Below are 11,945 nucleotides of genomic sequence, written 5' to 3' on the forward strand. Positions count from 1 at the left end.
GTGAATCCACGGCCAACCCGGAACCAATGACGGAAACCGATCTCGAAGATCTACGTCGGGGTACTGATCTCGTCAAGCGTGGCTTCGCGAAGATGCAAAAGGGCGGCGTCATCATGGACGTCGTCAGCCCGGAACAGGCCCGGATCGCCGAGGACGCCGGTGCTGTCGCCGTGATGGCCCTAGAAGCGGTCCCGGCGGACATCCGCAAGCGCGGCGGCGTCGCGCGGATGGCCGACCCGGCGGATATCCAGGAGATCATCGACGAGGTTTCGATCCCGGTAATGGGCAAGTCCCGGATCGGCCACACCAAGGAAGCCCAGATCCTCGAAGCCATCGGCGTGGACATGGTCGACGAGAGCGAGGTCCTGACGCCCGCCGACGACGCCTATCACATCGACAAGCGCGACTTCACGACCCCGTTCGTCTGCGGGGCGCGCAACCTGGGCGAGGCCCTGCGTCGCATCGACGAGGGCGCGGCGATGATCCGGACGAAAGGCGAGGCCGGCACGGGCGACGTCAACCAGGCCGTCCACCACCAGCGAACGATCAAGGGCGCGATCCGCCAGTTGGAGGGGATGAGCCACGAGGAGCGCGAGGCATGGGCGCGTGAGCACGAAGCCCCAGCCGAACTCGTCCACGAGACCGCTGAGATGGGTCGTCTCCCAGTCGTCAACTTCGCCGCCGGTGGGATCGCGACGCCTGCGGATGCCGCACTGATGATGCACCACGAGTGTGACGGCATCTTCGTCGGGTCGGGTATCTTCGGTGCGGCGGACCCCGAGGCGATGGGTCGGGCGATCGTCGAGGCCGTCAACAACTACGACGACCCCGAACGGCTGGCCGAGATCGCTGCCGGGACCGGCTCCGGGATGAAGGGCGACGCCAACGTCGACCTGCCGGAAGACGAGCAGTTGCAGGGCCGAGGCGTCTGAGGCTCTTTGCGGCCCATTTGACGGCGGTCGATGACAAGTCGTTTTTTCACGTGGCCGACAGTGGTCACCGTCACAGTAACACCCAAGTCCGTTCATCCCGCTGTGCCCTGTATGGTCTCTCTTGTCTCCATGGTCTCGGAATTTCGGCAGTTTCTGGAGGAGTTGGCAACGACGGAAGCACGCATCGCCGCGAGCGTCGGCGTCGCGGTACTCGCGATCATTATTGCGGCGTTCGTCCTTCCGTTCGGCCTCGAACGAGCGTATCGGCTCATCGCGACCCGTCTCGGGACAAGTCGTGTTGCCGACGGGGTTCGCCTCGTCGGCGGGTACGTTCCAGGTACCGTCGCCGAGGGCTTCGTTCGTCTGGTGCAGGTACTGGTCCTGGCGGCGGCCGGGATTTCATTGCTGGTTATTTGGGGACTCGTCGACACCGCCGAGATGGTGCTCACGTATTTCAGTGGGTCAGTTCCTTTCCTCGGCCGTGTGGGGTTGACACTACTGTTCGCCCTGCTGGCGTACGTCGGCGCCGACCAGTACAAGCAGATGGTCGTCCGGATCGGGGAGGAGGCCACCTGGCTGACCGATCATCAACGGGAGATCGTCATCAGGATGGGGCAGATAGCGATCCTTCTGGCTGCCGGACTGATTATTCTCACCGTCTGGGGGATCAATCCGGAGGGGCTGTTGGTCGGCGCGGGCTTTCTCGGCATCGTCGTCGGCCTCGCGGCCCGCCAGACGCTGGGCGCGCTGATCGCCGGCTTCGTGTTGATGTTCTCGCGCCCGTTCGAGATCGGTGACTGGGTCGAGATCGGCGACCAGGAGGGCGTCGTCACCGACATTACGATCATGAACACGCGCCTGGAGAACTTCAACGGCGAGGTCGTCTATCTGCCGAACGACCGCGTCAACGAACGGGCGATCGTCAACCGGAGTCGACGGGGATCACTTCGCCTTCGTGTCGACGTCGGTATCGACTACGAAACCGATCCGGAACACGCCAAGAATGTCGCCATGGAGACCATCAAGCAGATCGACATCATCGCGGACGCGCCCCCGCCACAGATCGTCCCGAAGTCCTTCGGCGATTCGGCGATCGTCCTCGAGATGCGTTTCTGGATCGATCACCCGACACCACCCCGGAAGTGGAACGCGACCGAGCGGGTCGTTACCCAGGTGAAAGCAGCCTTCGACCGCGAGGGGATCAAGATCCCGTTCCCGCAGCGTGAACTCAGCGGCCGGGCCGAAACCAACGGCTTCCGTGTGCAGCAATCAGAAAACACGGTCGACGACGCCTGATCTCAGTAAAGTCGCGTCCCGTTACCGATCCGGGTCTGGTAGGCCCGGGCGTCGATCCCTCGTGCGTCGAACGTGTCGAGCATCGCGTTGGCAACCGACCGCTGGTCCCGGCTCCGAGTGACGGCGAGGACGGCTGGGCCGGCCCCGCTGATCGTGACGCCGGTCGCCCCGGCCGCGAGTGCCGCATCCCTGACCGCGTCGTAACCGTCGATGAGTTTCGCTCGGGCGGGCGTGACGACATCGTCTTCCATGCCTCGCCCGACGAGTGCCGGGTCGTCACGGTACATCCCGGCGGTCAGTGTCGCCGCGTTGCCGACTGTCTCGACCAGTTTCTCGACGGTGGTCTCCGTCGGCACCACCTTGCGTGCGTCCCGCGTCGAGACGACGATCTCCGGGAGCGTGACGACGATGGAAATGTCAGTATCGATCTGTGTGACGCCGTCGGGCGTGGCGATCGTGAACCCACCGAGGATCGCGGGTGCGACGTTGTCGTCATGGGCGTCCCCGGAGACGACAGCCTCTCCCTTGGCCGCGATGGGGACGAGTTCTTTCCGGGACTTTCCACGATCATAGAGGTCGTTCAGTGCTACCGCCGCCGCCGCGGCGCTGGCGGCTGAGGATCCCAGTCCCGACGCTGGTCGAATCCCCTTGTCGATCTGGATGTGGGCTGGCGCGTCAAGCGCCTCGGCGACCGCACCGACGGTGTTTTTCTCGGGATCCTCCGGAATGAACTGGCTCCCGGCACCAGTCACCTCGATCGTCGTCCGATCGGCCCGCTCGACGCGAACGACGTCTGCCGGACGAGAGAGTGCGATCCCGAAGACATCGAACCCGCTCCCGAGGTTGGCGCTCGTCGCCGGGGCACGGGCCGTGCGCATACCCGCCTTTTCCGTACTGCAGTCAAAAAGGTAGCGAACCCGACTGCGACTCTCCTTCCCGTAAACATAAGCCACCGTCTCTCGAATTGGAAACAGAGTCGAGTCGATGGTTCAACTGTCCGTGTCCGTCATCGTGGCTGCTGGCAGTGCTGCCGGGGGAGTCGTCGCTGCCTGGTTGACTGTCTTCGCGTGGCGACGACGCGAAGTCGAGGCCGCCACGCCGTTCGCGCTTCTCGCGGGAGCGGCAAGCATCTGGTCGTTCTGCTATGCCGGTGCCCTGCTGACAGAAAGTGCGAGCACCGCGTCAATACTGTTGCTAACGTCTGCAGTTGCCGGTGCACAGGTTCCCCCATTGTGGGTCGTCTTTTCGATTGTCTATACCGGGTTCGAGCGATATCGACGATCGGTCCTCTATCCGGTACTGTGGACCGCCCCACTCGCGTACGTACTGTTGGTGATTACAGCGCCGGTTCATGGGCTGGCGGAGACGACCGTGCAGTTCCAGACTGTTGCCGGTATCACTGCTCCGGTCCCGCAGGATGACACAGCAACTGCGGCCTATACGGCCCTCTCGTATCTCTTCCTTCTCGGCGGCTACCTCCAACTCGTGCGGTTTCTGGTCGCCGCCCGGAACGTCTACCGCAAACAGACGGTCGTCATCATCATCGGCAGCGTCTTTCCACTTCTGGCAAACGCCTTGTACGTGATGGGCTTTAGCCCCCATCCTGGATTGGATCCGACGCCGCTCGCCTTCGTCCTTACCGGCGGGATCGTCGGCTGGGCGCTGTTCGAGTACGATCTGCTTTCGATTGTGCCACTCGCAAGCGACCTTGTCGTCGATGAGTTACCCGATCCGGTGATCGTCCTCGACGACGAAGACGTCGTCGTCGACCACAATACGGCTGCGAAAGCGGCTTTCGGGACGGACGATCTTTCGGGACGAAACCTTTGGGACGCCGTTCCGGAGTTCACCGACCGTCCTGCAGGCGATCAGTTGATATCGGCGAGTTCGACAACAGACACAGGTGAGGACGGGTTGTACAACCCGCAGACGACTGAGATCACCGACCAGCACAACCAGTATCGTGGCCGGTTGATCGTCTTCCGGAACGTCACGGCCCAGCAGCGGCGCCTCGACCGGATCGAGGCGCTCCAGGCGGCGACGGAAGGGCTCATCGATGCCCGGATCGACGACGAAATCGCCGATATCGCGGTGTCGTTCATCGATCGGATTCTCGATCAGGAGATCGCTGTCGTCTTTCTGGCCACTGACGACGACAACCAGCTTCGACCCGCTGCTGTCTCCTCGGCGATCGAATCAGTGAGTGACGACCGTCCGCCGAACCTGACTGTCGAGGACGAAACGCTCTGGTCTCGATACGAAGAGGCCGATTCGGATGGCGTCGTAACTGGCGACTGGGAATGGGGGCCACTGGAATCGGTCGATGCCGACGAGATGCTTGTTCTCTCGCTGGGCGATCATGGGTTGTTCTGTATCGGGTCAGCGGAGACTGACTATTCGCGTGGGGACCGACAGTTTGCAAGAATCCTTGCCGATGGGACGGAGACTGCGCTGGACCGAGTGGTTCACGAACAGCAACTGCGGGAGAACCGGCGAATCGTCAGACAACACACGGAACAACTCGAGTTTCTAAATGGTGTCCTCCGACATAACATTCGTAACGGGATGCAGGTCATCGACAGCAACGCGGATCTCCTCGGCGCACACATCGGCCCTGATCCGGACAGTCAGCGGTATCTCGACCGGATTCGGGCCCGGACTGCGGAACTCTCGGACCTCACTGCCAGAATCCGTTCGATCACCGACACGGTAACAACTGATCCCGAAGACCGTCTCTGGCCCGTCGAACTCAAGCCGGCACTAACCGAACAGATCGCGGTTATCGAGGACCGTCACGACAACGTCGACATCGAATTTCGCTGTGAAACCGAGCCCATCGTGCGGGCGAACGGACTGATAGAGGACGTCTTCGAGATCATCCTCCAGAACGCCGTCGAACACAACGATGCCGACCGCCCCCGCATCGAAATCGAGGTCACCCACGTCGGGGACTGGCTGCAGGTTCACGTGGCCGATAACGGCCCCGGCATCTCCGATCACCTGAAGGAATCACTCTTCGAGCGGAACGTCTCGGTCAGCGAGACCGCACACGGATTCGGGTTGTATTTCGTGTCGCTGATACTCGATCTCTTTGGCGGGGAAGTCTGGTTCGAAGACAACGAACCGCGTGGGACGATCGCTGTATTGGAGTTTCAACGAGCCCCAGACGAGTAACTCCGTCCGGTATTCCCTGTCGAGAGTGAGCGGTGAAGACAGCAAAAGGCCTATTCGCTGAAGCGCCAATAGCCAGGACATGATTGGCGTCGTCGGCGGCGGAGTCGCGGGGCTGGCAACGGCCCGTCGGCTGCTGGAGCAGGGACATCAGGTAACCGTGTTCGAAGCGAGTGAGGACCTCGGTGGGTTGGCGGCGACCTACGAAACGGCCGGGCACCCGATCGAGCGGTACTATCACCATCTCTCGAAGTCCGAAGAGACGATCGTCGAGTGGATCGACGAACTCGGCCTCGAATCCGACCTGGCGTGGGGGTACAGCAGTACCGCATACTACGTCGACGGGGTCGTCCATCCGATGGACAAACCCTGGGAGATCCTCGCCTACCCGCACCTCTCGGTCTACGACAAGTTCCGCCTTGGCATGCTCGTTCTGGATATAGACGTTCGCGGTGGCATTCCCTCGTTCGACACCTACGAGCGACTCGAAGACTTCGAGGACGTTCCAGTGAAGGAGTTCATCATCGATCACACGTCCCGCGGGTGCTTCGAGCGGTTCTTCAAGCCACTGCTGGAAGCGAAATTCGGCGATCGATGGGATGACGTCAGTGCTGCCTGGCTCCTGGGACGCGTGAAGTTCCGGGGCGAACGGGACCCACTCAGGGGGGAATTACTGGGCTATCCAATGGGTGGATTCGGTCGCCTGATCGACGCGCTGGTCGATGCCGTCGGAAAGATGAACATTTTCACGGGATCGCGAGCGGTCGACATCGGTATCGAAGGCGGTGCCGTCAAGTCCGTGACCGTCGAAACGGATCAGGGGAAGGTCCCACACGCCGTCGACGGCGTCGTCATCGCCACGATGCCCGACGTGCTGGAATCCCTGACGGGCTACGAGTGCGAGATCGACTTCCAGGGCACCGTCTGTTCAGTCATCAGTCTGGAGGAGGCGCTGACGGACACGTACTGGCTCAACATCGCCGACGACGCTCCGTTCGGCGCGCTCATCGAACACACTAACCTCGTCTCAGCAAAACAGTACGGTGGCGAACATCTGTTGTACGCCGTCAAATACATCCAGGATCGCGAGGACGAACTCTGGCAGATGGACGACGAGGGCGTCGAGGAAACCTGGCTCACCGGCATCGAGGACCTGTTTCCGGAGTTCGATCGCGAGTCAGTCAACTGGATCGAAACCTCGCGAAGTCCGAAGACGGCACCCATCTACGAGCGGGGCTATCTCGAGAAAGTCATCCCGTATGATCTGAGCGAGTACGTAGCCGAAGGCGTCTACTACGCCGGCATGGCGTCGCGAGCCCAGTACCCGGAACGCTCGCTCAACGGCGCGATCGTTGCCGGCGAGACCTGCGCCGAGTTGATCGACCACGACGAGTAGCGCTGTCAGGAAGTTCGGCCAGGACGCTGGGACTGTATCGAGGCGTTTCTCAGCTCCCACTCTGGCCGTGGGCCCCAGGCAGCCAAAAGATTTCTCCGCTGGAAACGACACCGAAATATTCATATTGCCTGTGTTTGACGGCCACAGATATGTTTGGCTTGGGAAACCTTGGCGGGACGGTCATGCAACTGGGAATCGGGACGATCGGGCGGTGGGTGCTCTTCCTCGTTGTGCTGGGGCTGTTCCTCGTCCCGGCGCTGTACTTCGGAGTCAGGTACTTCCGTCAATGGCTGGCACTGCGAGGGGCTGGCGAGACGTCGGTCGCCGAAGCCGCCAATACGAACGGCTTAGTGGGCCTCGAAGGCACGGCCGTGGCGGACAAGCCGATCGAACCGGCGCTCGCCGACGAGCGGAGCGTTGGCGCCAAGTACTACCTCAAGGGGATCGCCCCATTGCGCTTGGCCCATGAGTGGAACCCGCTGAATCCGATCGAGAGCCCGCTTGAATCCGGAGCGAACTTCGCTACCCCGTGGCGGACTGTCGACGAGGGCCAGATGACGACCGGGTTCTGGCTCGAAGACGACACGGGACGGATCCGCGTCGAGCCTGAGGACGCCTCGGTGTACGTCACCGGCGGGAAAGTCCACGCCGAGGTCGATACCGATCGTGACCTCGAATCACAACTGTCTGACGTGCCCGAAGACGAGATCGTCCGGGACAAACGCGAAATCTACGACGGGAAGGGCGAGATCGTCACGTTCGTCTGGTCGGTATTGAACTGGGGCGACCGGTGGTACCGGGAGGGGCACATCGAGAATGGCGACCAGGTGTTCGTCGCCGGGCCGGTCGAGACTGATCAGTCGGTATCTGACGAATCCGGAGCGGTCAACGCCGTCGTTCGGTCCGACGGCAGCGATGGCCCCTTTTTCGTGACGAACCGATCCCGGAACGAACACACGAACAAGCTGCTGTACGTGAGTCTGCTGATCTTCGCTGTCAGTGCCGTGTTCATCGGGCTGGTTGGGTGGGGCCTTCTTCAGGCTGTCTAGCTTTCGACGGTTGCCCGCCGACCGCGATCTTCTGTGTCTGGAGCGTCGGCATCACAAACCATCACTGCGTCACCGGGTCAGACGGTATACGAGCGCTACAAGGAGCAAGCCGAGATAGAGACCGAGCGCGTTGCGAACGGCGATCCACGCCGGCGAATGTTGTTGGATTCCCAGTCCCAGATCCCCGATTCCATAGCCGAGAAGTACCACGAATCCCATCCGCAAACTGATTGGCCGGGACTCCGGACGCCACCGTGTGAGTGCCAGCGCCGCGACGACCGAGACAGCGGTAATTCCACTGTAGGTCTCTGGTATCGACACACCAGGTGCATGAGCAAATGCAATCGCGATCGGGAACAGCACCATGTGGATTGCGACGTACGTGACGACGAGGTGTTTCCCACGTCCCCAGCTCTCTTTGAGCGATCTAATCGGCTGTGGACCCGCTTGCTCGGCTGACTGGCGAGTGGGGGACATGCGAGAGTGGTCAATCCAACGAAACAAATCAGTTACGCACTCCAGATGCACCCGGTAGGCCGGCCTTCAGCCCTCTATCTCTGCGTCCTCAACGGCGTCCGGATCCACACCGGGGGCCTCCTCGACGTCGACCTCCTCGGGTTTCTCGCCGCCGCCGATCACAATTTCGCCGTCTTCGGTCTCGACGTAGACATCATCAGCAAACCCGCCGATTGCGTGGGGATGGTCGGGATCATCGAGCTTTTCGGGCGTCGATGGAGCTTCGGGCAGGCCGCCCTCCGGCGCGAACGCACCGAGCGGGTCGTCGATCGTGATACCGTGAGACTCGAAGAAGTCGGCGTAGCGATCGTAGTGGGCCTCGACCTCCTCGACGGGGAATTCCATCATCTCCGTCCAGCCGTGGTTGTAGAAGTCGAAGTTGGCCTGGGCGTGGGTGATCTCCCGTGCTTCTGCCTCCGGGTGGCCTTCCTCGAGTGCCGCGACGTAGGTGTCCATCGTCGCGTCGAAGAACCCTTCCAGGCGTTCGCGCCGCTCTTCCTGGCGGTTCTCCTCGGCCCAGTCCAGGAAGACACCGGTGTGGAGATCGACCAGCTTGTCGGACACCATCTCGCCCACTACCGGCGCAGTCAAACTCTGTTTGGCGGCCCAGTGTTTGACGCTTTGCTTGATTTTCATCTTGTGATCCGTAGGCGCTCCGGTCACATCAATACCGGGACGACGGCAAGCACCGGCGGACCCGTTCCCAATCTGGCACGGTTTGACGACCATCGAGCCGCCGGCCGAGCGGGCTATCCCAGTCCCTAATCGGGGACTGCCAGCGGGGATTGTGCCGATAGCAATCCACATTAGGCCCCGGTCCCAACATCGGGAGCATGACCACGTCGCACGTGATCCTCGGCGACGGCATCGCCGGGAGTTCCGCCGCGGAGACGATCCGTGAAGCGGATCCCGACGCCGACGTCACGATCATCACCGACGAGGGCGAACCTCTCTACAACCGCATTCTGATCAAGGAGTTCGCCAAAGGTACCCTCCCCGAAGAACCGGTCTCGATTCACGAAGAAGAGTGGTACGAGGAGCGGGACATCGACCTCGCACTCAACACCCGCATCACGTCGGTCGACACCGACGCGAAGGTCGTCGAGGCTCACGACGGCACCACCTACGAGTACGACAAGTTGCTGGTCGCCACCGGGGGGACACCGACCAGGCTCCCGGTCGAAAACAGTGACGCCGAAGGCGTCCACTACTTCTGGACGTTCAAGGATGCCCGGGCGATCCGCGACCACGCTGCCGAAGCCGAGACGGGCGTGATCGTCGGGGCCGGACTGCTCGGCATCGACCTCGCTGCGATCTGTGGGGCACAAAACGTCGAGGCCGACTACCTCATGCGGGGCAACCGGTGGTGGCGCTACGCCTTGAGCCTCGACGGCGCGGAGATCATTCACGAGGCACTCAGGGAAAAGGGCGTCACGCCCGTCTTCGAGAGCGGCGTCGAACGCTTCGAGGTCGACGACGACGGCCACGTCACCGGGGCCGTGGACGCGAACGGCGAGTTCCACGACGGTGCGTTCGCTGCCGTCGCGATCGGGCTGGACTTCAACACCGACTTTCTCGAAGACACACCCGTCGAACTCGACGACGGCATCGTGGTCGACGAACACATGCGGACCGGCGTCGAGGACGTCTACGCGGCCGGCGACCTGACGCAGTACTTCGACGTCATTCTGGATGAACGTGCCCAGAACGGCTCGTGGGGTAGCGCCAAAGAGCAGGGCGTCGTCGCCGCCGAGAACATGGTCGCCGACGAACCCGTCGAGACGTTTCGCTACGTCTCCTCGTACTCGATCACACACTTCGACTTCCCGTTTCTGTCCTTCGGTCATCCGACGATCGGCGACGACGAGGCCGAACGGAAGTATTCAGACACCGAGTGGCGACGGCTCACGTTCAAGGACGGCCAGCTTATCGGCGGTGTCCTGATCGGCGACCTCTCCCAGCAGCAAGCCTTCAAACAGATCATCCGCGAGGAGCGACCGGTTGGCGATCAAAAGGAGGCGTTACTCGAACCGGAAGTCGACCTCGACGCATTGGCACCCCCTGCCGTCGAGAAGTGACTGTGCCGGAAGACGTGCCCTTGTCGGATCGACACCGTTTTGCTCGCGACGCTGTTGTCCCGGGATATGGACGCTGACGCCGACGGCGAGATGACGCTTGCGTTCGACATCGACGCCCTACAACACCTGGCACATCCGGATACAGTGTTCAGTGATGCTCGCCAGTGGAGCAAGTACGTGGGCATCGTCTCCGAAGAGCCGACCTACGTCGTGACGAACTTCGCCCGGAAACACCGGATCCGCCAGGACTTCTTCTCCGGGCCTCGCGGGCGTGCGGAGAGCTTCGAGACGATCAAAGACCAGTTCGAAACTCCCCGATACGTCTACGTCGGCACTGACGAGGTGGCTGCGGAGGCGGCCCGGTCGAACGGGTGGGAATATCTCGACGTCGAGGACGCCGCCGAGGCAGCCGAGTGGGAACTCGGCGAACCCGAAGTCCCCTCGGCCGAAGACACCGCCGAGACGCGCGATGATTGGCCCTGAGAGCGGACGGCGTTGTCCCTTGGTGGGCAGTTACTTCGGGTACCGCGTCGTTTAACCCCCCGGACCCGCAATCTCCGCCGATGGCTACCCCCCGCGTTCCGAGCGACGAGGACCGGCTGGAACTTCCGTGTGGCGAGACCGTAGACATCCATACTTTCGACATGGGTCGGCGCGAATTCGAGTGTCACTGCGGTCAGTCCCACGCCCTCGTGATGGACGTTCATCCGCTGACCAGGTTCCTGCCGTCGTTTCTCGTCGACACTCTGGCCGAGACTGTCGAACCGAGTGGGGAGGCGGAACAACTCGGGACGGGCCACCTGATGGGCATCGTCATGGAGGAATTTCCCGACGACATAGTCGCGAAGGACGTCGAGGACGATGGGGCGATCGGGTGTGGGCTGCTGTGGGTATCCGAATTCGATTCGCGTCGGCTCCACGAGATCGTGGTCGAACTCGTCGTCGACCTCATGGAACACGCGATCAGCCACGCCGAAGACGACACAGCGCGGGAAACGTTCGAGGAAGACATGCGTGAGTTCGACGTGGGAACGTTCGTCGATGCGTACCGTGCCGAACGCGACTTCGACGGGGACAACGATACCCCCGTCTAACCGTAGTGGAAGCTGACGAGTGGCGGTACCCACGCCGTCTGACCGCGACGTGTGACAATGCCGGCGGCAATGACGTCTGTGTGACATTCGGACCCGTCGCCTTCTGTCGAATGGCGGGCAACAGCCGTCAGACGCCAGTCTGACGGTGTTTAATGGTGTTCGGGGACGTTTGTCAGACCATGCTGCGCCACGGCGAGTTCGAGCGTATTCGCGCCGTGCTTGCCGAGACGGATCTCGAGGAGCCACTCACTGCGCGGGAGATCCACGAGGTCCTGCAGGCCCACGACGAACCGTTCGAGAGTCCCCACGAGATCGCGACTGTCCTCGGTCGTCACGCCCAACGAGGGAACGTCGAAGTCATCCGCGGTCACCCCTATCGGTATCGGTTCGACGACCGTGGCCAGTAGCCCCTC

At 62.1% G+C, this 11,945-nt stretch carries 12 protein-coding genes; 9 read left to right on the top strand and 3 right to left on the bottom strand.

All coding sequences use genetic code 11. From position 1 onward, the window contains the following. The first annotated feature begins 26 nt into the window (after positions 1-26). Together pdxS and HUTA_RS00285 are read left to right on the top strand one after the other, a co-directional pair. The gene (pdxS, locus tag HUTA_RS00280; protein ID WP_012795122.1) at positions 27-932 is read left to right on the top strand and encodes a pyridoxal 5'-phosphate synthase lyase subunit PdxS; all 906 of its coding nucleotides are present in this window, start codon (positions 27-29) and stop codon (positions 930-932) included. A 111-nt stretch (positions 933-1,043) separates the two neighbouring features. Then, the gene (locus HUTA_RS00285; protein WP_143920303.1) at positions 1,044-2,228 is read left to right on the top strand and encodes a mechanosensitive ion channel family protein; all 1,185 of its coding nucleotides are present in this window, start codon (positions 1,044-1,046) and stop codon (positions 2,226-2,228) included. 2 nt (positions 2,229-2,230) lie between these two features. On the opposite strand, the gene HUTA_RS00290 is transcribed toward HUTA_RS00285, so the two are convergent. Then, a complete protein-coding gene (locus HUTA_RS00290; protein ID WP_012795124.1) occupies positions 2,231-3,106 on the bottom strand; it encodes a homoserine kinase in 876 nt (291 codons plus the stop codon). A 106-nt stretch (positions 3,107-3,212) separates the two neighbouring features. Between HUTA_RS00290 and HUTA_RS00295 the strand changes: the two genes are divergently transcribed. From HUTA_RS00295 to HUTA_RS00305, 3 genes are all read left to right on the top strand, one after another. Continuing rightward, positions 3,213-5,402, top strand: a complete 2,190-nt coding sequence (locus HUTA_RS00295; protein WP_012795125.1) for a sensor histidine kinase — start codon at positions 3,213-3,215, stop codon at positions 5,400-5,402. 79 nt (positions 5,403-5,481) lie between these two features. Then, positions 5,482-6,795 carry an NAD(P)/FAD-dependent oxidoreductase gene (locus tag HUTA_RS00300; RefSeq protein WP_012795126.1) on the top strand — a complete coding sequence of 438 codons (1,314 nt, stop codon included), beginning with the start codon at positions 5,482-5,484 and terminating at the stop codon, positions 6,793-6,795. A 149-nt stretch (positions 6,796-6,944) separates the two neighbouring features. Beyond that, positions 6,945-7,844, top strand: a complete 900-nt coding sequence (locus HUTA_RS00305; protein WP_012795127.1) for a hypothetical protein — start codon at positions 6,945-6,947, stop codon at positions 7,842-7,844. 69 nt (positions 7,845-7,913) lie between these two features. Here HUTA_RS00305 and HUTA_RS00310 read toward each other — a convergent pair whose 3' ends face one another. Together HUTA_RS00310 and HUTA_RS00315 are read right to left on the bottom strand one after the other, a co-directional pair. Beyond that, on the bottom strand, positions 7,914-8,321 hold the full coding sequence (locus tag HUTA_RS00310) for a hypothetical protein (RefSeq protein ID WP_012795128.1): 408 nt from the start codon (positions 8,319-8,321) through the stop codon (positions 7,914-7,916). Between the two features lie 66 nt (positions 8,322-8,387). Beyond that, positions 8,388-8,996 carry a DUF6149 family protein gene (locus HUTA_RS00315; protein WP_012795129.1) on the bottom strand — a complete coding sequence of 203 codons (609 nt, stop codon included), beginning with the start codon at positions 8,994-8,996 and terminating at the stop codon, positions 8,388-8,390. 197 nt (positions 8,997-9,193) lie between these two features. Here HUTA_RS00315 and HUTA_RS00320 point away from each other — a divergent pair, with 197 nt between their 5' ends. The 4 genes from HUTA_RS00320 to HUTA_RS00335 all read left to right on the top strand — a co-directional run bounded on the left by HUTA_RS00320 (position 9,194) and on the right by HUTA_RS00335 (position 11,939). Continuing rightward, positions 9,194-10,438, top strand: coding sequence for an NAD(P)/FAD-dependent oxidoreductase (locus HUTA_RS00320; RefSeq protein WP_012795130.1), 1,245 nt, complete (start codon positions 9,194-9,196; stop codon positions 10,436-10,438). Positions 10,439-10,504: 66 nt separating this feature from the next. Further along, on the top strand, positions 10,505-10,921 hold the full coding sequence (locus HUTA_RS00325) for a DUF7124 domain-containing protein (RefSeq protein ID WP_012795131.1): 417 nt from the start codon (positions 10,505-10,507) through the stop codon (positions 10,919-10,921). An 80-nt stretch (positions 10,922-11,001) separates the two neighbouring features. Next, positions 11,002-11,532 (top strand): DUF5815 family protein, encoded by a 531-nt coding sequence (locus HUTA_RS00330; RefSeq protein ID WP_012795132.1) that lies wholly within the window; start codon positions 11,002-11,004, stop codon positions 11,530-11,532. A 152-nt stretch (positions 11,533-11,684) separates the two neighbouring features. Further along, positions 11,685-11,939: a hypothetical protein gene (locus HUTA_RS00335; protein WP_012795133.1), complete on the top strand. Its 255-nt coding sequence runs from the start codon at positions 11,685-11,687 to the stop codon at positions 11,937-11,939. Positions 11,940-11,945: the final 6 nt, after the last annotated feature.

The organism is Halorhabdus utahensis DSM 12940 (genome assembly GCF_000023945.1).
GTDB classification, from domain to species: Archaea; Halobacteriota; Halobacteria; order Halobacteriales; family Haloarculaceae; genus Halorhabdus; species Halorhabdus utahensis.

Coding starts and splice junctions, on each gene's coding strand:
- HUTA_RS00325 (WP_012795131.1), top strand. CDS start 10,505: ATGGACGCTGACGCCGACGGCGAGATGACGCTTGCGTTCGACATCGAC.
- HUTA_RS00330 (WP_012795132.1), top strand. CDS start 11,002: ATGGCTACCCCCCGCGTTCCGAGCGACGAGGACCGGCTGGAACTTCCG.
- HUTA_RS00335 (WP_012795133.1), top strand. CDS start 11,685: ATGGTGTTCGGGGACGTTTGTCAGACCATGCTGCGCCACGGCGAGTTC.
- HUTA_RS00320 (WP_012795130.1), top strand. CDS start 9,194: ATGACCACGTCGCACGTGATCCTCGGCGACGGCATCGCCGGGAGTTCC.
- HUTA_RS00310 (WP_012795128.1), bottom strand. CDS start 8,321: ATGTCCCCCACTCGCCAGTCAGCCGAGCAAGCGGGTCCACAGCCGATT.
- HUTA_RS00300 (WP_012795126.1), top strand. CDS start 5,482: ATGATTGGCGTCGTCGGCGGCGGAGTCGCGGGGCTGGCAACGGCCCGT.
- HUTA_RS00290 (WP_012795124.1), bottom strand. CDS start 3,106: ATGCGCACGGCCCGTGCCCCGGCGACGAGCGCCAACCTCGGGAGCGGG.
- HUTA_RS00315 (WP_012795129.1), bottom strand. CDS start 8,996: ATGAAAATCAAGCAAAGCGTCAAACACTGGGCCGCCAAACAGAGTTTG.
- pdxS (WP_012795122.1), top strand. CDS start 27: ATGACGGAAACCGATCTCGAAGATCTACGTCGGGGTACTGATCTCGTC.
- HUTA_RS00295 (WP_012795125.1), top strand. CDS start 3,213: ATGGTTCAACTGTCCGTGTCCGTCATCGTGGCTGCTGGCAGTGCTGCC.
- HUTA_RS00305 (WP_012795127.1), top strand. CDS start 6,945: ATGTTTGGCTTGGGAAACCTTGGCGGGACGGTCATGCAACTGGGAATC.
- HUTA_RS00285 (WP_143920303.1), top strand. CDS start 1,044: ATGGTCTCTCTTGTCTCCATGGTCTCGGAATTTCGGCAGTTTCTGGAG.